Consider the following 20668-nt stretch of genomic DNA (forward strand, 5'->3'; position numbering starts at 1 on the left):
GGTCCGGTACGGTTCGCCTGTGATCGCGACGCCGGCCGTGGTGCCGACCTTCATCCCCAGCCCGAGCAGCAACTCGATCGACGTCTTCGGGTTCGAGCTGAGGGCCTACGCACTGTGCATCATGGCCGGCATCGTCGTGGCGATCTGGCTCACCAACCGGCGCTGGCTGGCCCGCGGCGGCGAGGCCGGCGTCGTCGCCGACATCGCGGTGTGGGCGGTGCCGTTCGGCATCATCGGCGGGCGCATCTACCACGTCATCACCGACAACCAGCTCTACTTCCGCGAGGGCAAGGACCCCTGGCAGGCGCTCGAGATCTGGAAGGGCGGCCTGGGCATCTGGGGCGCCATCGCCATGGGCGCCCTCGGGGTCTGGATCGCCTGCCGCCGCCGCGGCGTCCCGTTCGCCGCCATGGCCGACGCGGCCGCTCCGGGCATCCTGTTCGCGCAGGCGCTGGGGCGCGTGGGCAACTGGTTCAACCAGGAGCTGTTCGGCAAGCCGACGGACCTGCCGTGGGGGCTGGAGATCGCTCCTGGCCACCGGCCCGACGGCTACGCCGACGTCGCGACGTTCCACCCCACGTTCCTCTACGAGGCGCTGTGGGCGGTCGCGGTGGCGTTCCTGCTGCTGTGGCTCGACAAGCGGTACACCATCGGCCACGGCCGGCTGTTCGCGCTGTACGTGGCCGGCTACACGCTGGGCCGCGGGTTCTGGGAGTACCTGCGCATCGACCCTGCCAACCACATCTTCGGCGTCCGGGTGAACCTGTGGGTGTCCGGGCTGATCTTCGTGGCGGCGATGGCCTACTTCTTCTGGTCGCTCAAGCGCCACCCCGGCCGCGAGGATCCCGAGGAACTGCGCGGCTACTACGACCAGCCCGACCCGTTCGACGACAAGGGCAAGGCCGAGGACGAGACGCCGATCACGCTCCCGGACGACGAGCCGGAGGACGCGAAGCCGTCTGAGGCGTCGAAGGCTGGGGCCGAGGAGAAGAAGCCGGCCGACGAGAAGAAGCCTGGCGACGAGCCAAAGCCGACCGAGAAGAAGGACACCGCGGCCGAGGAGCCGAAGGCGGCGGACGAGGCGAAGCCGGCCGAGTCGAAGCCGGCCGAGGCCGGGGACAAGGCCGCCGACGAGAAGCCGGCGCCGGCGGTGAAGAAGACGAGCGCCGCCACCGTCACGGCCCCCGCCACCACGACGGCCACGACCGCCGCGGCGAAGAAGACGACGGCCAAGAAGGCGACGGCCGCCAAGAAGGCGCCGGTCAAGAAGGCGACGGCGGCCGCGAAGAAGGCGCCGGCCGCCAAGAAGACCGCGACCGAGCAGGCTGCGCCCGAGCAGGCCGGCGACGCCGCACCGGCGAAGTCCGCTGCTGCGAAGAAGGCGTCGCCCGCGAAGAAGACCGCGACCAAGACGACCGCCGCGCAGAAGACCGCCGCGAAGAAGGCTGCGACCAAGAAGGCTGCCGCGAAGAAAGCCGCGCCGGAGGTGCCTGCGCAGGCCGCGACCGAGGCGCCGAAGTCGGCGCCGACGACGGGGTCGGCTGCCGACTCGGCGAGCTCGCCCGCTGGGAGCTGACCCCGGCCGTCGACTCGCGGGGTGCCGGGTTCTCGGTGCAGGTTCTTGGTGTGCCGGGCTCCCGTTGGCCGGGTTCGCCGCGTGGGCCAGCCCCCTGCTGCTCTCGATTGTCGGGGGCGCGGGAGACCGCCTCAAGCGGACCCTTTGGCGCTTCGCGCGACGCGTGACCGCTTGACCCGGCCGCCCGCGCCCCCGTTCACGCAGCGTCGGGGGGCCGCCCGAAGAATGGGCCCGGCTTCCCTCCTCGCTGTGCTCCTGGTTCGCTGGCCGCTCGCGGGCCGTGGGCGGCGGTTCGGCTACCGACTCCGCTGTGCATTGCCGTTCGCTGGCCGCCGGCGGGTCGTGGGTGGGTTCTCGGCTACCGAGTTCGCCGTTGGTCTCGGTCCGCTGGCCGCTCGCCCTTGTCGGTGGGGGCCAGCTACCTGGTTCGCTGGTCGCCGAGCTGCTGGCCACCCGCCCGGCCGGCGAGGACTTCGTGGTCTGCCACGGCGACCTCGCCACGCAGAACGTGCTGATCGACCCCGAGACGCTGACAGCGAGCGGTGTCCTTCTGAGGTGATGGCTGGCGGTTCGGTGGGCCCATAGCGCCAGCGAACCGCCAACCATCGGCTGGCTCGCCGGCCGCTCGCCCGTCCGAGGTGGCGTTGGGCTACCGGCTCTGCTCGACTGGTCGTCCGCTGGCCTCTTCTGCTCGTCCGTGGCGGTCTCGCCCTGCGGCACGTCACGAAACGGCCACGAACCACCCCCGCCACGCCGGAAGCGGAGCCGTTCGCACTACGTGGACGTCAACGTACTTGTACGGTCCGACAGTCCGCTGGCCTCACGATCTGCGGCGACGAACGGGCATCGGTGGAGATTCCGATGATCAACAGCGGGTTCTCGCCTAGGTGACCGGCCCCGGTCGCGGATATCATGGAGAGACGCGACAACACACAAGCGCCGAAGTGTTGTAATGTCCACGAAACTTCACGCACGGGCCAGAGTCGTCCCTGCACCCGCCGCCAGTCTCACGACGACGGGAGTGCCATGCGCCTCACGCCTCACCCCCAGGGCTTCGACCGGCAGGGTCTCTACGACCCGCGGTTCGAGCACGACGCCTGCGGCGTCGCCTTCGTGGCGACGCTCGACGGCGTGGCCAGCCGCGCGATCGTCGACCGCGGGCTGACCGCCCTGAGCAATCTCGACCACCGGGGAGCCTCGGGCGCCGAGCCCGACTCCGGCGACGGTGCCGGCATCCTCATCCAGATCCCCGACGCGTTCTGCCGGGCGGTCGCGGGCGTCGAGCTGCCCGCCGCCGGCCACTACGCCACGGGGCTGGCCTTCATCCCCGACGACGACGCGCAGGACGCCGAGATCGTCGCGGCCACCGAGCGCATCGCCGCCGACGAGGGCCTGACGGTGCTCGTCTGGCGCGAGGTGCCCACCACGCCGGGGCTGCTGGGCAAGACCGCCCGCTCGACGCTGCCGCGCGTCCGCCAGCTGTTCGTGGCCGATGGCCAAACAGCGGGCATCGAGCTGGACCGCAAGGCGTTCGCCCTGCGCAAGCGGCTCGAACGCAGCACCGGCGCCTACTTCCCGAGCCTGTCGTCGCGCACCATGGTCTACAAGGGCATGCTGACGACCGGCCAGCTGGAGCCGTTCTTCCCCGACCTCTCCGACGAGCGGCTGGCCTCCGCCATCGCCGTCGTGCACTCGCGGTTCTCGACGAACACGTTCCCGAGCTGGCCGCTGGCGCACCCCTACCGCTTCGTCGCGCACAACGGCGAGATCAACACCGTCCAGGGCAACCGCAACTGGATGCGCGCCCGCGAGTCGCAGCTGGCCAGCGACGTCATCGGCGGCGACCTCGCCCGGCTGTTCCCGGTCATCGCGCCCGACGGCAGCGACTCCGCCAGCTTCGACGAAGTGCTCGAGCTGCTGCACCTGGGCGGGCGCAGCCTGCCGCACGCGGTGCGCATGATGATCCCCGAGGCGTGGGAGAACCACCAGGGCATCTCGAAGTCGCGGCGCGACTTCTTCGAGTTCCACAGCACCATCATGGAGCCGTGGGACGGCCCGGCCGCGGTCGTCTTCACCGACGGCGATCTCGTCGGCGCCGTGCTCGACCGCAACGGCCTGCGTCCGGGCCGGTACTGGATCACCGACGACGGCCTGGTCGTGCTCGCGTCCGAGGCCGGCGTCCTCGACCTCGACCCGTCCAGGGTCGTGCGCAAGGGCCGGCTCGAGCCGGGCCGCATGTTCCTCGTCGACGTCGCCGGCCACAAGGTCATGGACGACGACGAGGTCATGGACAAGCTGGCCGCGCAGGAGCCGTACGGCGAGTGGCTGCACGCCGGCCTGGTCCGCCTCGGCGACCTCCCCGAGCGCGAGCACGTCGTGCACACCCACGCCAGCGTCAGCCGGCGCCAGCAGACCTTCGGCTACACCGAGGAGGAGCTGCGGCTGCTGCTCGCGCCCATGGCGAAGGCCGGCGCCGAGCCGATCGGATCGATGGGCACCGATACCCCCATCGCGGCGCTGTCGAACCGGCCGCGGCTGCTGTTCGACTACTTCTCGCAGCTGTTCGCGCAGGTCACGAACCCGCCGCTGGACGCCATCCGGGAAGAGCTGGTCACGTCGCTCAACGGCACCGTCGGCCCCGAGGGCAACCTGCTCGACCCCGGCCCGGTGTCGTGCCGCCAGATGGTGCTGCCGTTCCCGGTCATCGACAACGATCAACTCGCGAAGATCATCCACGTCAACCGCGACGGCAACCTGCCGGGCTACGCCACCCACGTCATCCGCGGCCTCTACGACGTCGCCGGCGGGGGAGCGGAGCTGGGCCGGCGGCTGGCGGAGATCTGCGCCGAGGCGTCGAAGGCCATCGAGTCCGGCGCACGCATCATCGTGCTGTCCGACCGCAACTCCGACACCACGCTGGCGCCCATCCCGTCGCTGCTGCTCACCGCCGCGGTGCACCACCACCTCATCCGCGAGAAGAGCCGCACCAAGGTCGGCCTGGTCATCGAGGCCGGCGACGTCCGCGAGGTGCACCACGTCGCGCTGCTGATCGGCTACGGCGCCGGCGCGGTCAACCCGTACCTCGCCATGGAGAGCGTCGAGGACCTCGTCCGCCAGGGCACCCTGCTGCCCGGCGTCAGTCCGCAGAAGGCGGTCGCCAACCTCATCAAGGCGCTCGGCAAGGGCGTGCTCAAGGTCATGAGCAAGATGGGCGTCTCGACGGTCGCGTCCTACACCGGCGCGCAGATCTTCGAGGCGGTCGGCCTGGCCCAGGAGGTCGTCGACAAGTACTTCACCGGCACCACCTCCAGGCTCGGCGGCATCGGCCTCGACGTCGTCGCCGAAGAGGTGCGACGGCGCCACGCCCAGGCCTACCCGCGCGGCGGCAGCGCCATCCGGCACCGCAAGCTCGAGGTCGGCGGCGAGTACCAGTGGCGGCGCGAGGGCGAGCCGCACCTGTTCGACCCCGAGACGGTGTTCCGGCTGCAGCACTCCACCCGGGCCGGGCGCTACGACGTCTTCAAGCAGTACACCGAGCAGGTGAACGAGCAGTCCAAGCGGCTCATGACACTGCGCGGGCTGTTCCGGCTGAAGACGGGCCAGCTCCCGCCGGTGCCCATCGACGAGGTCGAGAGCATCGAGAGCATCGTCAGGCGGTTCTCCACAGGGGCCATGTCGTACGGCTCCATCAGCCGCGAGGCGCACGAGACCCTCGCCATCGCGATGAACCGCCTTGGCGGCAAGTCCAACACCGGCGAGGGCGGCGAGGACGCCGACCGGCTGTACGACCCCGAGCGGCGCAGCGCCATCAAGCAGGTGGCCAGCGGCCGGTTCGGCGTCACGTCCGACTACCTGAGCAACGCCGACGACATCCAGATCAAGATGGCGCAGGGCGCGAAGCCCGGCGAGGGCGGCCAACTGCCGGGGCACAAGGTGTACCCGTGGGTGGCGCGCACCCGGCACTCCACGCCGGGCGTCGGCCTCATCTCGCCGCCGCCGCACCACGACATCTACTCCATCGAGGACCTCAAGCAGCTCATCCACGACCTCAAGAACGCCAACCCGGCCGCCCGCATCCACGTGAAGCTGGTCGCCGAGGTGGGCGTCGGCACGGTCGCCGCGGGCGTCTCCAAGGCGCACGCCGACGTCGTGCTGATCTCCGGCCACGACGGCGGCACCGGCGCGGCGCCGCTGACCAGCCTCAAGCACGCCGGCGGGCCGTGGGAGCTGGGCCTGGCCGAGACGCAGCAGACGCTGCTGCTCAACGGCCTGCGCGACCGCATCGTCGTGCAGACCGACGGCCAGCTCAAGACCGGCCGCGACGTCGTCGTCGCGGCGCTGCTGGGCGCCGAGGAGTACGGCTTCGCCACCGCGCCGCTGGTGGTGTCGGGCTGCATCATGATGCGGGTCTGCCACCTCGACACCTGCCCGGTCGGCGTCGCCACGCAGAACCCCGAGCTGCGCAAGAAGTTCACCGGCCGGCCCGAGTTCGTCGTCACGTTCTTCGAGTACATCGCGCAGGAGGTGCGCGAGTACCTCGCCGAGCTGGGGCTGCGCAGCCTCGACGACGCCATCGGCCGGGCCGACCTCCTCGACACCGAGGCCGCCGTCGGCCACTGGAAGGCCGCCGGGCTCGACCTCTCGCCGGTCCTGCACGTGCCCGAGCTGCCCGACGGCGCCGCCCGCCGCCAGGTGGTGGGCCAGGACCACGGGCTGGAGAAGGCGCTCGACAACCAGCTGATCGCGCTGGCCACCGACGCCCTCGAGCACAGCGAGCCGGTGCGCGTCCAGCTCGAGGTGCGCAACGTCAACCGCACCGTCGGCACCATGCTCGGCCACGAGGTCACCAAACGCACCTCCGGCGCCGGCCTGCCCCCCGACACCATCGACGTCACGTTCACCGGCTCGGCCGGGCAGTCGTTCGGCGCGTTCCTGCCGTCCGGCGTCACGCTGCGGCTCGAGGGCGACGTCAACGACTACCTCGCCAAGGGGCTGTCGGGCGGCCGCGTCATCGTCCGCCCCGACCGCGCCGCGCCGTTCGCCGCCGAAGAGAACATCATCGCCGGCAACGTCGCCGCCTACGGCGCCACCGGCGGCGAGCTGTACGTCCGCGGGCTCGTGGGCGAGCGGTTCTGCGTGCGCAACTCCGGCGTCACCGCCGTCGTCGAGGGGGTCGGCGACCACGCGCTGGAGTACATGACCGGCGGCACCGTCGTCATCCTCGGCCGCACCGGCCGCAACATCGCCGCCGGCATGTCCGGCGGCACGGCGTTCGTGCTCGACCTCGACACCAGCCGGGTCAACCCCGAGATGGTCGAGGTCGAGACCCCCGACGCCGGCGAGCTGGCCCGGCTGCACGGCATCATCTCGACGTACCACCACGAGACCGGCTCGGCCGTCGCCGAGGCGCTGCTGGCCGACTGGCCGGCGTCGATGGCCCGGTTCTCCCTCATCATGCCCACGGACTACAAGCGAGTGCTCGCCGCCAAGGCCGCCGCCGAGCGCGATGGACGCGATGTCGACGTCGCGATCATGGAGGCGGCGCATGGCTGACCCACGAGGCTTCCTGAAGACGCAGCGCCAGGGCGCCACGCCGCGCCCGGTCGACGAGCGGCTGCGCGACTGGAACGAGGTCTATCCCCCACCGGGCATCGGCCGCACGCTGCTGCCGATCATCGTCGAGCAGGCCGGACGCTGCATGGACTGCGGCATCCCGTTCTGCCACCACGGCTGCCCGCTGGGCAACCTCATCCCCGAGTGGAACGACCTCGTCTGGCGTGACGACTGGAAGGTGGCGGCCGAGCGACTGCACGCCACGAACAACTTCCCCGAGTTCACCGGGCGGCTGTGCCCGGCGCCGTGCGAGGCGGCCTGCGTGGTCGCCATCGCCGACGACGCCGTCACCATCAAGAACGTCGAGGTCTCCATCATCGACAAGGCGTTCGACGAGGGCTGGGTGGTGCCGCTGCCGCCAGAGCGGCTGACCGACCGCACGGTGGCCGTCATCGGCTCCGGGCCGGCCGGGCTCGCCGTCGCCCAGCAGCTGACCCGCGCCGGGCACACCGTCGCCGTCTACGAGCGGGCCGACCGCGCGGGCGGGCTGCTGCGCTACGGCATCCCCGAGTTCAAGATGGAGAAGCGCCACCTCGACCGCCGGCTCGACCAGATGCGGGCCGAGGGCACCATCTTCCGCACCGGCGTCGAGGTCGGCGCCGCCATCACCGGCAAGGAGCTGCGGGCCCGCTACGACGCCGTCGTGCTGGCCGTGGGCGCCACCGACTGGCGCGACCTCCCCATCCCGGGCCGCGAGCTGGCCGGCGTCCACCAGGCCATGGAGTACCTGCCGCAGGCCAACCGCAGCTCGCTCGGCGAGACCGTCCCGGGCCAGATCAGCGCCGAGGGCAAGCACGTCGTCATCATCGGCGGCGGCGACACCGGCGCCGACTGCCTCGGCACCGCCCACCGGCAGGGCGCGGCGTCGGTCACGCAGCTGGAGATCATGCCCGAGCCGCCCGGCACCCGGCACCCGGCCACGCCGTGGCCCACGTGGCCGCTCATGCTGCGCACGTCGAGCGCCCACGAGGAGGGCGGCGAGCGCGTCTACGCCGTCTCCACGCTGGAGTTCGCCGGCCAAGACGGCCGCGTCACGGCGCTGCGGGTGGTCGAGGTCGAGCGCACGGCGTCGGGCTTCGAACCGGTGCCCGGCTCCGAGCGCGACCTCCCGGCCGATCTCGTCCTGCTGGCCATGGGGTTCGTCGGGCCGGAGAAGTCGGCGCTGGTCGAGCAGCTCGGCGTCGACCTCGACGCGCGCGGCAACATCGTCCGGGACGACTCCTTCGAGACGACCATCCCGGGCGTCTTCGTGGCCGGCGACGCCGGGCGCGGCCAGTCGCTGATCGTGTGGGCCATCGCGGAGGGCCGTTCGGTCGCCGCGGCGGTCGACCGGAAGCTGACCGGGGTCGACCGCCTGCCGTCCCCGGTCTCGCCCACCGACCGTCCGCTCGCAGTGTGAGCCCGAGAATGAGTAGTGTTGGCGGACGTGCGTAGAGCGAAGATTGTTTGCACTCTTGGTCCAGCGACCGACTCGCCGGAGCGGCTGCGGGAACTGATCGACGTCGGCATGGACGTCGCGCGGTTCAACCTCAGTCACGGGAGCCACGCGGAGCACGAGGAACGGTACCTGCGGGTGCGCAAGGCGGCCACCGAGGCCGAGCGCAACGTCGGCGTCCTCGTCGACCTCCAGGGCCCGAAGATCCGGCTCGGCGAGTTCGCCGGCGGCTCGGCCGAACTGGAGGTCGGCCAGACGTTCGTCATCACGGTCGAGGACGTCGACGGCACCGCCGAGCGGGCGTCCACGACGTACAAGGGGCTGCCCGGCGACGTCGAGGCCGGCGACGCCGTGCTCATCGACGACGGCCGGCTCGCGCTCGAGGTCACCGAGGTCACCGACACCGACGTCGTCACCACCGTGGTCATCGGCGGCAAGGTCTCCAACCACAAGGGTCTCAACCTGCCCGGCACCGCCGTCAGCGTGCCGGCGCTGTCCGAGAAGGACATCGACGACCTGCGGTGGGGGCTGCGCATCGGCGCCGACATGATCGCGCTGTCGTTCGTCCGGTCCGCGGCCGACGTCGACGACGTCCACCGCATCATGGCCGAAGAGGGCGTCCGGCTGCCGGTCATCGCGAAGGTCGAGAAGCCCCAGGCGGTCGAGAACCTCGCCGAGATCGTCGACGCGTTCGACGGCGTCATGGTCGCCCGCGGCGACCTCGGCGTCGAGCTGCCGCTATGGGACGTCCCGCTGGTGCAGAAGCGCGCCGTCGAGCTGTGCCGGCGGCGGGCCAAGCCGGTCATCGTCGCGACCCAGATGCTCGACTCCATGATCACCAACCCGCGGCCCACCCGGGCCGAGACCTCCGACGTCGCCAACGCCGTCCTCGACGGCGCCGACGCCGTCATGCTGTCCGGCGAGACCAGCGTCGGCGCCTATCCCATCGAGACCGTCACCACCATGGCGAAGATCGTCGAGACGGTCGAGGAGCACGGGCTCGAGCGCATCCCGCCGCTGGGCACCAAGCCGCGCACCAAGGGCGGCGCCATCACCAAGGCCGCGGTCGAGACCGGTGTCCTGCTGGGCGCGAAGTACCTGGTCGCGTTCACGCAGAGCGGCGACTCCGCCCGCCGCATGGCCCGGCTGCGCCCCGGCATCCCGCTGCTGGCGTTCAGCCCGCTGAGCGCCACCCGGCACCAGCTGGCGCTGTCGTGGGGCATCGAGGCGTTCACCGCCGAGCACGTCGACCACACCGACGAGATGGTCAAGCAGGTCGACCGCATGCTGCTCGAGCAGGAGCGGTGCCGTCGCGGCGACCTCGTCATCATCGTCGCGGGGTCCCCGCCCGGCATCCCCGGCTCCACCAACGCCATGCGGGTGCACCGCATCGGCGACGCCGTGGGCAAGGTCGCCCCGGCCTACCACTGAGTGGTCGCTGCCGCCGGCCGGCGCTCAGGCGTTGGCCGGCTGCAGCACCTCGTCGAGTTGCCCGTCCTTGGCCGACTCGACGATGAGCCGGAACTGCGCGAGGCTCATCTGCACCCGCTGGCCGAAATCGTCGGTGATGACCACGCGGCGCTCGGGCGGGGCGTTCTGATCGAGGAACAGCTCCGGACAGCCGCAGTCGCAGTTGCCGCAGAACGTCGCGATGTGCTGGAGACGGTCCATGGGCGGCCTCGTTTCTCGCGTTCGGAAAGTGCAGCTGCTCCTTTTTGACGATAACCGAACGGGCCGGTCGGCGCACCTCTTGTTCGCCATTGTGGCGACGAGTAGAATCACGCGGAATTCCGTCCGGGTTCGCCCGGGGTTAGGGTGATCCGTGACCATCGGACAGTCGCTGGCGTCGTTCGCCGTCGTGGCCGCGCTGCTCACCGTCATTCCCGGGCTCGACACCGCGCTGGTGCTGCGGGCCGCCGTGAGCCGCGGCCGCGGGCACGCCGTCGCGGCCGCGCTGGGCATCGGCGCCGGTTGCCTGGCGTGGGGTGTCGCGGCGGCGGTGGGCGCGTCGGCGCTGCTGGTGGCGTCGGAGACGGCGTACCGGGTGCTGACGCTGGCCGGTGCGGTCTACCTCGTCGGGCTGGGTGCGCACCTGTTGTGGAAGAGCCTGCGCCGGCGTGGCGACGCGTTGCCGGAAGCGGCGCCGGCGCCGGGGTCGCTGTGGGCGTCGTGGCTGACCGGACTCGGGACGAACATCCTGAATCCGAAGATCGGCGTCTTCTATGTGGCGACCATTCCGCAGTTCATTCCCGACGGCACGTCGCCGCTGCTGATGGGAATAGCACTGGCGATCGTGCACAACGTCATCGGAATGCTCTGGTTTGCGTGCGTCATCGGTGGCGCCGGATTCATGGTGCGGGCACTGGGCCGGTCCCGGTTCGCCCGCGTGGCCGACCGCGTGACCGGTGTCGTACTGGTCGGTTTCGGGGTGCGGCTGGCGTTGCAGCACCGCTGAGCCCGTCGCCCGGCCTACTCGGACGGCGTGTAGCGCTGCTCCGGCTCGAATTCGGGCCGGGCGTCGTGGTCGAGCTCGAGGTGGACGGCGCTCTGGAGGTCGGTCAGCACGACGACGCTGCTGCCGTCCTTCGGCACGCGGTCGGGTGAGCTGCGCATGCGGGCCCGCACCTCGTGGCGGCCGGCCGGCGAGTCGTAGCTGACGGTGACGTCGAGCTCGGGGTCGTTGTGCAGCCAGACGCGGACGTCGCCGAGCCGGAGCCGTCCCGCGTACCGGTGGCCGTCGCGCCGGAGCCGCTCGATGCGCTGCTGGCGCTCGCGGGCATGGCGCAGGGCGGACGGAAGCCGCGCCACCACCGTCAGGCCCCAGAGCGCAGCCAGCGCCGCGACGACCGCCGAGATGAGCGCCGCCTCGGTGCCGGGCACGCCGTCGAGCGCCTGGCGCACGCCCTCGGCCCGGTCGGGACCGACGGCGACGGCGGCCCCGGCGCCAGCTCCCGCGACCACACCGGCCAGCAGCGGGGCGCGGCAGTACAGCCAGGCCGCCCGGCGCTGGCCGAACCGGTCGCGCGCGTCTTCGCCGAGGCCGACCGCGAGGAGCAGGGCCAGGTAGCCGAGGACGAGCAGGCCGCCGATCAGCCAGCCCGGGGCGACACCGACGGCACAGCCGGCGGACGTCGCGGAACACAGCGACACCGAGCCGAGCAGCGTCACCGCGGCCCAGGCCACGAACGTCAGCAGCGCCGAGACCAGCAGTCGCGGGGTGATGCGTCCCGGCGCCCGGCCCGGTGCGAGCCCGGTGATCCGGGACCCCTTGTCGGCGACCGAGAACACGGGCCGGTGCTCCCACCAGTCGGTGGAGTCGACGTCCCGGGGCGCCACAGCGTCTGTCATGACCACCTCTCCTGATCTGTCGGACCCATCCTCGACGCAGGGGCGTCGCGGCGCCAGAGCCGGCCCGGCTAGGTTGGTCCGGTGAGAGTCGCCACCTGGAACGTCAACTCCGTCAAGCAGCGACTGCCGCGGCTGCTGCCCTGGCTCGACCAGCGCCGCCCCGACGTCGTCTGCCTGCAGGAGACCAAGCTCGCCGACGACCTCATCGAGGACCTCCTCGGCGCCGAGCTCGAGAAGCGCGGCTACCAGGCGGCCTACCACGGTGAGGCGCGCTGGAACGGCGTCGCGCTGTTCTCCCGGGTGGGCCTCGACGACGTCGTCACCGGGCTGCCGGGCGGGCCCGGCTTCCCGCACCAGGAGGCCCGCGCCGTCTCCGCGACCTGCGGGGGAGTGCGGGTGCACTCGGTGTACGTGCCCAACGGCCGCGAGCCCGGCTCCGAGCACTACGCGTACAAGCTGGAGTGGCTGGCGGCGCTGCGCGCCCAGGTCGCGGCCGGCCCGGACGCCGTCATGGTGTGCGGCGACATGAACATCGCGCCCGCCGACGCCGACGTCTTCGACCCCGACGCCTACGTCGGCCAGACGCACGTCACCGAGCCCGAGCGGGCCGCCCTGGCCGACCTCCAGTCGGCCGGCCTGCACGACGTCGTCCGCGACCGCTGGCCGTCCGAGCGGGTGTTCACCTACTGGGACTACCGCGCCGGCATGTTCCACAAGGACCTCGGCATGCGCATCGACCTCGTGCTGGCCGGCGGGCCGGTCGCCGAGCGGGTGGCGGCCGCCTGGGTCGACCGGCACGCCCGCAAGGGCACCGGCCCCAGCGACCACGCGCCGGTCGTCGTCGACCTCGACGACGCCCCCGACGGCGACATCGGACCGGTCGTCCCGCCGCCGTCGGCCGCCGCGCCCCGGCGCGGGTCGGTGAAGCTGCCGCAGTCGAAGTGACGGCGCCGCCCGGCCCGTTCAGCGACCCGGACGGATCTTGCCAGATCGGTTGACATCGGCCGGGAAATGCGAGGAGATGGAATTCTCACAACGGCCGGGTTCGTCTCGTCGCCCGGCCCGGGAGCCCGTGGTCAAACAGCGTGCCACCTGCTTCGTCAGCGAAGGGGTGTGCGCATGCCGACTCGAACCTCGTCCAATCCGTCCCCCGGCCACGCGCGGCTGCGTCCCGACCGGCAGGACCGATTGCGGGCGCGACGCGAGCACGACGACCTCACCAACGACCTCCTCCGCCGGGCCGCCCGGCTGTCCGGCCGTGCCCGCCAGCGCGCCCTCGACGACGTCGTCGTCCGGAACCTCGGGCTGGCCGAGGCGATCAGCCGCCGCTACGCGGGGCGTGGCATCGACGCCGAGGACCTGCACCAGGTCGCCAGCGCCGGTCTCGTCGCCGCCGCCCAGCGGTTCGACGCCGACCGCGGCGACGACTTCCTCTCGTTCGCCGTCCCGACCATCGTCGGCGAGGTGAAGCGGTACTTCCGTGACCACGGCTGGTCGGTGCGCCCGCCCCGCCGCGTCCAGGAGCTCCGCGCGTCGATGGCCGCCGCGGCAGACGAGCTGTCGCAGTCCCGCGGGACCCTGCCGACGCCCGCCGAACTGGCCGCCCACCTCGGCGCCGACCTCCCCGACGTGCTCGAGGCGGGCCGCGCCGCCGAGTGCTACGCCGCCGTCTCGCTCGACCACCCCACCACCGACCCCGGCGGCGACGGCGCCACCCTCGGCGACCTCCTCGGCGAGCCGGAGGGCGGCTACGCCCGCACCGAGGCCGTCGCCACCCTCGCGGCCGCCTGCCGCACCCTCTCGCCGCGCGACGGGCGCGTGCTCTACCTGCGCTACTTCCGCGGCCTCACCCAGCAGGAGATCGGCGACGAGCTCGGCGTCACGCAGATGCAGGTGTCGCGGCTGCTGATCCGCATCCTGCGGCGGCTGCGCACGACCATCGGCGAGCTGGAGCCCGAGCCGGTCGGCGCCGGACCCGGCCACTAGGACGCGGCGGCCAGCCGGACGCGGCGGCCAGTCGGGCGCGGCGGCCAGTCGGGCGCGGCGCCGGTTCGGTTCCTGGTCCGGTGCGGTCAGTGCACCGGCATGCCCGTCATCGCCGGCTTGCCGGCCGGGACCAGCAGCCACGCGACCACGCCCGCCACCACGGCGGCGCCGGCCCCGGCCGCGAACGCCCCGGTGAACCCGTCGGTGCCGGTCGCGCCGGGCGCGAGGTCCGCCGCGGCGATGCTCGACGCCAGCGCCACGCCCAGCGCGGCGCCGAACTCGTGGAACGTGTTCACCAGCCCGGACGTGAGCCCCGCCTCGTGGTGGTCGACGTGGGCGAGGGCGGTCGTGGTGGCGGTGACGAACCCGCCGCCGAGGCCGGCCGTGGCGATGCTCATGCCGGTCACCAGCAGCGCCGTGTCCACGCTCCCGCCGTCGCGCGTCGTGGCGACGGACGCCAGCGCGAGCCCGCCGGCGGCGATCGTCAGCGCGACCCCCGCCACCAGCCGCGGCCCCACCCGGCCGACCGCCTGGCCGCCGAGGTGCGCTCCCGCCGCGACCGCCACCGCGACCGGGAGGAACAGCAACCCCGTGACCAGGGCGCCGTGGCCGCGCACGTGCTGCAGGTAGAACGAGCCGAGGAAGAACGACGAGATCAGCAGCCCGGTCGCCACCAGCATGAGCACCACGCCGGTCAGCACCGGCCGCCGGGTCAGGATCCGCGGGTCGACGAGCGGAGCCCGCAGCCGCCGCTGCAGCAGCACGAAGACGACGTACAGCACGACCGCCGCCACGACCGGCACGACGGTCGACGACCCCGTCCACCCGTCGTCGCCCGCGTTGACCAGGCCGTAGATCAGCGCCGCCGTCGCCGACGTCACCAGCACCGCTCCCGGCACGTCCAGCCGCCGCGGCCGCGGGTCGCCGTGCTCGCCGTGCGCCGGGTGAGCCGCCGCGCCGGCCGTGGCGAACAGCCGCGTCAGCAGCACCACCAGCACGATGCCGACCGGCACGTTCACGTAGAAGATCCACGACCAGCCGGGCCCGGCCGTCAGCAGCCCGCCGACCAGCACGCCGGCCGCCGACCCCGCGCCGCCGAGAGCGGCCCAGACGCCGAGGGCGCGGTTGCGTTCCGGCCCGTGGAAGGTCGTCGCGACGATGGACAGCGCGGCGGGCGAGAGCAGCGCGGCGCCGACGCCCTGGACGATGCGGCCGCCGATCAGCGACTCCGCGTTCCACGCCAGCCCGCTGACCAGCGACGCCGCCGTGAACAGGGTCAGGCCGGCCAGCACGGTGCGGTGCGCGCCGAAGAGGTCGGCGAGCCGCCCGCCGAGCAGCAGCAACCCGCCGAACATCAGCGTGTACGCCGAGACGACCCAGGTCAGCGCGGTGCGCGACAGCGACAGCTCGGCGCCGATGTCGGGCAGCGCCACCGCCACCACCGTCACGTCGAGCACCAGCATGAACTGCGCCACCCCGAGCAGCGCCAGCAGCCGCCACCGACCGGCGGCGGACGGATTCGCGGTCATCCCTACCCCTAACCTGAACACAGCTGTTTGACTTGTGCACCGTACACTAACTCGAACAGAGGTGTTCGACAAGATGGGAGCACGGATGCCGGTCACGACGGGCAAGCGCGCCGACGCCCAGCGCAACGTCGCCGCGATCCTGGACGCCGCGGCGGCCTGCCTGGCCCGCGATCCGGACGCGAGCGTCTCGGACATCGCCGCGGCCGCCGGGGTGGGACGGGTGACGCTCTACGGCCACTTCGGGTCGCGCACCGAACTGCTCGACGCGGCGTTCGTCCGGGCGGTGACCCGCGCGCACGACGCCCTCGACGCCGTCGACCTCACCGGCGACGCGCGCGAGGCGCTGGCCCGGCTGGTGGCGTCCAGCTGGAAGGTGATCGACGAGTCGCGGATGCTGCTGGTCGCGGCGCAGCGGGCGCTGCCGCCGGAGCGGATCCGCGAACTGCACGAGAACCCGATGCGACGGGTGCGGTCGCTGCTCGAGCGCGGCCGGGCCGCCGGCGTGTTCCGGTTCGACCTGACGGCGGACTGGCTGGTGGCGGTCTTCTACACGGTCGTCCACGGCGCGGCCGACGAGATCGGCGCCGGGCGGCTGGCCCCGGAGGCCGCGGCCGACGCGATCACCGCCACGCTGCTGGCCGCCTTCACCCCGCCCGGCCGCCCCGTCCCCGGCTGACGGCGGGCCTCAGTGCGGCGCTGAGCCGCGGACCGCCGCGAGCGCCGCCGCCCGCTCGGCAAGCTGCGGGCCGCCGATCCGGCCGGCCACGGCCGCGAACTCGTCGCTCGGACCGGTCCACTCGAGCTCGTCGACGGAGGCGCTGACCGGTGCGTCGAGCGCCACCGTCGCGATGCGCCGGAACAGCAGCGCGTCGGCGGCGTTGGCCTGCAGCGTCGCGGCCAGCTTCGCGGCGCCGCGCACGGTGACCGTCCAGTCGGCCGGGTCGGACGGGACGTGCTCCAGGTGCCGGTACTCGGCGAGGACGGCGGCGGTGGCCTTGGCACCCCACCCCGGCAGGCCCGGGAAGCCGTCGGCGCTGTCGCCGACCAGCGCGAGGTAGTCGGGGATGGACTCGGGCTCCACCCCGAACTTTGCCCGGACCCCGTCGGCGTCGAACCAGGCGTCGCGGCGGCGGTCCCACTGGACGACCTTGCCGCCGACGCACTGCGCGAGATCCTTGTCCGGCGTGCAGATGACCACCCGCCCGACCCGCTCGTCGCGCGCCGCCATCAGAGCCGCGGCCGCCATGCCGTCGTCGGCCTCGACCTCGACGAGCGGCCACACGGTGAACCCGGCCGCGGCGAGCACCTCCTCGACCACGGGGAACTGCGCCTTCAGCGCCGGGTCGACGCCCGAGCCGTCCTTGTACGTGGGCCACAGGTCGTTGCGGAACGACTCGATGACGTGGTCGGTCGCGACGCCGATGTGGGTGGCGCCCTGCTCGAGCAGCTGCAGGCAGGTCCCGACCACGCCCCGGGTCGCCCCGAGCTCGGGGTCGCGGTTGTTCGGGGCGTAGTGGTAACGGAACAGCTCGTAGGTGCCGTCCACCAGATGCACGTCGATGGTCATGGGGTCATCCTGGCAGCCCTGGCGACCAGAGCTCGAGGGAGCGCGCGGCGACCTGACGCCCGATGCGGGCGACCGCCTCGGCGGAGGGCATCGGGTCGAGTTGCCGGCCGTCCCGCAGGCGCACCGCCACTGCGTCCGCCGCCACCTCCCGCGCGCCGGCCACCACGACGTACGGGGCGAGGCGGGCGGCGTGGATGCGCGCGCCGACACTGCCCTCGTCCGCCGCGGCGACCGACACCCGCAGCCCGGCGTCCAGGCACCGGGCGGCCAGGCCGCGCGCGAACTCGTCCTGCTCCGGGCCGACCGGCACCACCATCACCTGCACGGGCGCCAGCCAGGGCGGGAACGCGCCGCCGTGCACCTCGATCAGCTGCGCGACCGCCCGCTCCAGGCTGCCGACGATGCTCCGGTGCACCATGACCGGCCGGTGCCGGCCGCCGTCGGCGCCGACGTACTCGAGGTCGAAGCGGGCCGGCTGGTGGAAGTCGATCTGGACGGTCGACAGGGTCGACTCGCGGCCGGCGGCGTCGGCGATCTGCACGTCGACCTTGGGGCCGTAGAACGCCGCCTCGCCCTCCTCGGACTCGTACGACAGGCCGGCCGCGGCCAGCGCCTCGACCAGCAGCGCCGCCGACCGTTCCCAGTCCGGCGGCGCGCCCGCGTACTTGCCGCCGGCGTCGGGCAGCGAGAGCCGCACCCGCACCGGTTCGATCCCCATCGCCGCGTGGGCGGAGCGGATCAGCGCCAGCGCGGCGGCCGCCTCCTCCGCGGCCGACGAGACCGGGCAGAAGACGTGCGCGTCGTTGAGCTGGATGGCCCGCACCCGGGTCAGCCCGCCGAGCACGCCGGACGGCTCGGAGCGGTACATGCCGCCGAGCTCGGCCAGTCGCAGCGGCAGCTCACGGTACGAGCGCCCGCGCGAGCGGTAGATGAGCGCGTGGTGCGGGCAGAGGCTGGGCCGCAGCACCAGTTCCTCGCCGCCGACGGGCATCGGCGGGAACATGTCGTCGCGGTAGTGCGACCAGTGGCCGGAGAGCTCGTACAGCTCGCGCTTGCCGAGGACGGGGGAGTGGACGTGCTGGTAGCCGGCCCGCTGCTCGATGGCGTGGACGTACTGCTCGAGCGCGTGGCGGACGGCGGCGCCGGCGGGCAGCCAGTACGGCAGGCCGGCGCCGATCAGCGGGTCGGAGCCGAACAGCTCCAGCTCGCGGCCGAGTTTGCGGTGGTCGGGCATGGTGGTCTCCCTGGGAAGGGGGACGAGTGACCGCGGTGGCGCTACCCGGGGCACTCGCCCCGGGCGGTCGAACAGGATCAGCGCGCCGGGACGGTGTCCGGCGTCGTCGTCGCAAAGGCGCGCTGCATGGCGCCGAAGGTACCATCCGGCTGACGGCGGCCGCGCGCGATTTTCCGCCCCTCCAGCAAATCCTACTGAGTTGATAGGATTAGCGAACCGACCCGGACCGAGGAGGCCGCCATGCCGGCTGAGCAGCACGATCGCCCCGTCGACCTGGTGGTGCTGACGGCGGGGACGGCGCCGTCGTCGCGCATCCGGGCGGTCGCGGCGGCGTTCGCGGTCGAGCTGGCCGGCCGGCTGCCGCAGCCGCCGGTCTGGCGCGACGTCGTCGACCTGACGGCGCACGTGCCCGACCTCGCCGGCGTGCCGTCGGCCGGGGTCGCGGAGCTGGTCGACACCGTCCTGACGGCCGACGTCGTGGTGCTGGCGACGCCGGTCAGCCGCGCGTCGTTCACCGGCGTGCTCAAGCTCTTCCTCGACCGCCTGCCCGACGCCGCGCTCGCCGGCGCCGTCGTCGTCCCGGTGACGCTCTCGCGCGACCCGGCCGAGCGGCACGCCGCCGACCGTCAGCTGCGCCCCGTCCTCGACAGCCTCGGCGCCGCGCTGCCGGTCGCGTCGTTCGTCGTCGACGAGACCGAGCTGGCCGACGTCGCGGCGCTGGCCGACGCGTGGGCGCGGCGGCACGCCGGGCTGGTGGCGGCCGCGGTGACCGAGCTCAGGCGGCCGTCCGCTCGCTGCGATACCGGCCCGGCGGCCGGGCGTACTCGCGCTTGAACGCGGCCGCGAACGCGAACTCCGACGTGTAGCCGACCCGCCGGGCGACGGCGCCGACGGGGAGATCGGTCTCGGCCAGCAGCCGCGCCGCCGTCGTCATGCGCCACCAGGTCAGGTACGTCAGCGGCGCGCTGCCGACCAGCGCGCTGAACCGGCGCGCGAATGCGGCCCGCGACAACCCGGCCACCGCGCCCAGCGACTCGACCGTCCACGGCCGCTCTGGGCTCTCGTGCATGGCGGCCAGCGCGGCGGCGACCGAGCCGTCGGTCAGCGCCGTGCCCCACCCGCCGTCGTGCGCGCCGGCGCAGGTCTCGTCGCTGAACCAGGCCCGCAGCACGTACAGCAGCAGCGCGTCGAGCAGCGCCGGCACGACGGCGTCGGACCCGGCGGCCGGCGCGTCGACCTCGCGCCCGAGCAGGTCGACGGCCGCGCGCAGCGACGGGTGCCGGCCCAGCCGGTTCGGCAGCAGGACGACGTCGGGCAGCGTGGCCAGCATGGGGTGCGGGCGGTCGTGGTCGACGAGGTACTGGCCGCACAGCACGACGAGCTCGGGCGCCGCCGCCGCGGTGCCCGCCGTGAGCACCCGGTGCCCGGGATCGCCCGCGCACAGCTCCACCAGCGGCGTCGACGGCGCCGAGGCCAGCCCGTGCCCGGTGCCGTGCGGGAACAGGACGACGTCGCCGGCGCTCAGCGCGACCGGGTCGCCGGACTCCGGCCGCAGCCAGCCCGACCCCTGCAGCACGACGTGGAAGGCGGCGCCGCGCACCGGCGGGTACCGCCAGCCCCACGTGCCGGCCGCGCGCAGCAGGAACGACCGCGGCCGCCCGGTACGCATGACGGCGACGACCTGGCTCAACGGGTCCACGTCACTCACCCTACGGCGATCGTCTCGCCCACCGGCCGGCCGCGAGACGATCGCGCAGGACGGCGAGACGACCACCCATGGCCGCGCCGGGCTGACGTTCCTAGCGTCGGTGACATGACACGCATCGCGATCATCATCGGCAGCACCCGGCCGGACCGCGTCGGCCCCGCCGTCGCCCAGTGGCTGCTCGACCTCGCCGAACAGCGCGGCGACGCCGAGTACGAGCTGGTCGACCTCGCCGACTTCGACCTCCCGCACCTCGACGAGCCGCTGCCCGCGTCGACCGGGCAGTACACGCGGCCGCACACCCACCGGCTGGCCGAGACGGTGGCGTCGTTCGACGGGTTCGTCTTCGTGACGCCCGAGTACAACCGCTCCTACCCGGGCGTGCTGAAGACCGCCATCGACCTCGTCTACGCCGAGTGGCACGACAAGGCGGCCGGGTTCGTCGGGTACGGCGCCGACGGCGGAGTCCGCGCGGTCGAGCACCTGCGCGGCGTCATGGGCATGCTGCGCATCGCCGACGTCCGCGGCCAGGTGACGCTGTCGCTGTACGACGACTTCGCCGACTTCGTCCGGCCCGAGCCGCGGGACCGGCAGGCAGGGCTGGCCGCGACGATGCTCGACGAGCTGATCGCCTGGGCCGACGCGCTCGCCCCGCTGCGCGCCGCCTGACCCGCG

General features: G+C 73.2%; 16 protein-coding genes and 1 pseudogene. 11 read left to right on the forward strand and 6 right to left on the reverse strand.

Going from position 1 to position 20668, the window contains the following annotated elements; all coding sequences use genetic code 11:
• Positions 1-37: 37 nt before the first annotated feature.
• From lgt to pyk, 5 genes and pseudogenes are all read left to right on the forward strand, one after another.
• A pseudogene (gene lgt / locus BLV02_RS38180) lies at positions 38-994 on the forward strand (prolipoprotein diacylglyceryl transferase); the annotation flags it as partial.
• A 955-nt stretch (positions 995-1949) separates the two neighbouring features.
• Positions 1950-2135 (forward strand): phosphotransferase, encoded by a 186-nt coding sequence (locus tag BLV02_RS38440; protein ID WP_069114192.1) that lies wholly within the window; start codon positions 1950-1952, stop codon positions 2133-2135.
• 467 nt (positions 2136-2602) lie between these two features.
• On the forward strand, positions 2603-7129 hold the full coding sequence (gltB, locus tag BLV02_RS02385; protein WP_069114191.1) for a glutamate synthase large subunit: 4527 nt from the start codon (positions 2603-2605) through the stop codon (positions 7127-7129).
• Positions 7122-8588 (forward strand): glutamate synthase subunit beta, encoded by a 1467-nt coding sequence (locus BLV02_RS02390; RefSeq protein ID WP_069114190.1) that lies wholly within the window; start codon positions 7122-7124, stop codon positions 8586-8588. The genes gltB and BLV02_RS02390 overlap by 8 nt, the downstream gene beginning before the upstream one ends.
• Before the next feature lie 27 nt (positions 8589-8615).
• Positions 8616-10055, forward strand: coding sequence for a pyruvate kinase (gene pyk, locus BLV02_RS02395; RefSeq protein WP_069114276.1), 1440 nt, complete (start codon positions 8616-8618; stop codon positions 10053-10055).
• A gap of 24 nt (positions 10056-10079) precedes the next feature.
• Here the strand turns inward: pyk and BLV02_RS02400 are convergent, their stop codons facing one another.
• Positions 10080-10295, reverse strand: coding sequence for a hypothetical protein (locus BLV02_RS02400; protein ID WP_069114189.1), 216 nt, complete (start codon positions 10293-10295; stop codon positions 10080-10082).
• Positions 10296-10446: 151 nt separating this feature from the next.
• Between BLV02_RS02400 and BLV02_RS02405 the strand changes: the two genes are divergently transcribed.
• Positions 10447-11079 carry a LysE family translocator gene (locus BLV02_RS02405; protein ID WP_069114188.1) on the forward strand — a complete coding sequence of 211 codons (633 nt, stop codon included), beginning with the start codon at positions 10447-10449 and terminating at the stop codon, positions 11077-11079.
• A gap of 14 nt (positions 11080-11093) precedes the next feature.
• Here BLV02_RS02405 and BLV02_RS02410 read toward each other — a convergent pair whose 3' ends face one another.
• Positions 11094-11972: a hypothetical protein gene (locus tag BLV02_RS02410; protein ID WP_141711797.1), complete on the reverse strand. Its 879-nt coding sequence runs from the start codon at positions 11970-11972 to the stop codon at positions 11094-11096.
• Positions 11973-12053: 81 nt separating this feature from the next.
• Between BLV02_RS02410 and BLV02_RS02415 the strand changes: the two genes are divergently transcribed.
• Positions 12054-12917, forward strand: coding sequence for an exodeoxyribonuclease III (locus BLV02_RS02415; protein WP_069114186.1), 864 nt, complete (start codon positions 12054-12056; stop codon positions 12915-12917).
• 174 nt (positions 12918-13091) lie between these two features.
• The gene (locus tag BLV02_RS02420; protein WP_069114275.1) at positions 13092-13958 is read left to right on the forward strand and encodes a sigma-70 family RNA polymerase sigma factor; all 867 of its coding nucleotides are present in this window, start codon (positions 13092-13094) and stop codon (positions 13956-13958) included.
• Between the two features lie 86 nt (positions 13959-14044).
• On the opposite strand, the gene BLV02_RS02425 is transcribed toward BLV02_RS02420, so the two are convergent.
• On the reverse strand, positions 14045-15487 hold the full coding sequence (locus BLV02_RS02425) for an MFS transporter (RefSeq protein ID WP_069114185.1): 1443 nt from the start codon (positions 15485-15487) through the stop codon (positions 14045-14047).
• Between the two features lie 85 nt (positions 15488-15572).
• Between BLV02_RS02425 and BLV02_RS02430 the strand changes: the two genes are divergently transcribed.
• Complete coding sequence (locus BLV02_RS02430) at positions 15573-16163, forward strand: TetR/AcrR family transcriptional regulator (protein ID WP_083289097.1); 591 nt, start codon at positions 15573-15575, stop codon at positions 16161-16163.
• Between the two features lie 9 nt (positions 16164-16172).
• On the opposite strand, the gene BLV02_RS02435 is transcribed toward BLV02_RS02430, so the two are convergent.
• Both BLV02_RS02435 and thrS read right to left on the reverse strand, forming a co-directional pair.
• Positions 16173-17054 (reverse strand): 5'-3' exonuclease, encoded by an 882-nt coding sequence (locus BLV02_RS02435; protein ID WP_216094511.1) that lies wholly within the window; start codon positions 17052-17054, stop codon positions 16173-16175.
• 4 nt (positions 17055-17058) lie between these two features.
• A complete protein-coding gene (gene thrS / locus BLV02_RS02440; RefSeq protein WP_069114184.1) occupies positions 17059-18288 on the reverse strand; it encodes a threonine--tRNA ligase in 1230 nt (409 codons plus the stop codon).
• Positions 18289-18528: 240 nt separating this feature from the next.
• Here thrS and BLV02_RS02445 point away from each other — a divergent pair, with 240 nt between their 5' ends.
• Positions 18529-19122: an NADPH-dependent FMN reductase gene (locus tag BLV02_RS02445; protein ID WP_083289096.1), complete on the forward strand. Its 594-nt coding sequence runs from the start codon at positions 18529-18531 to the stop codon at positions 19120-19122.
• On the opposite strand, the gene BLV02_RS02450 is transcribed toward BLV02_RS02445, so the two are convergent.
• Positions 19064-19987 (reverse strand): AraC family transcriptional regulator, encoded by a 924-nt coding sequence (locus BLV02_RS02450; RefSeq protein ID WP_069114183.1) that lies wholly within the window; start codon positions 19985-19987, stop codon positions 19064-19066. The genes BLV02_RS02445 and BLV02_RS02450 overlap by 59 nt on opposite strands.
• A 114-nt stretch (positions 19988-20101) precedes the next feature.
• Between BLV02_RS02450 and BLV02_RS02455 the strand changes: the two genes are divergently transcribed.
• Positions 20102-20662, forward strand: a complete 561-nt coding sequence (locus BLV02_RS02455; RefSeq protein WP_069114182.1) for an NADPH-dependent FMN reductase — start codon at positions 20102-20104, stop codon at positions 20660-20662.
• Positions 20663-20668 lie beyond the last annotated feature (6 nt).

Origin of the sequence: Jiangella alba, assembly GCF_900106035.1 — a bacterium.
GTDB classification, from domain to species: Bacteria; Actinomycetota; Actinomycetes; order Jiangellales; family Jiangellaceae; genus Jiangella; species Jiangella alba.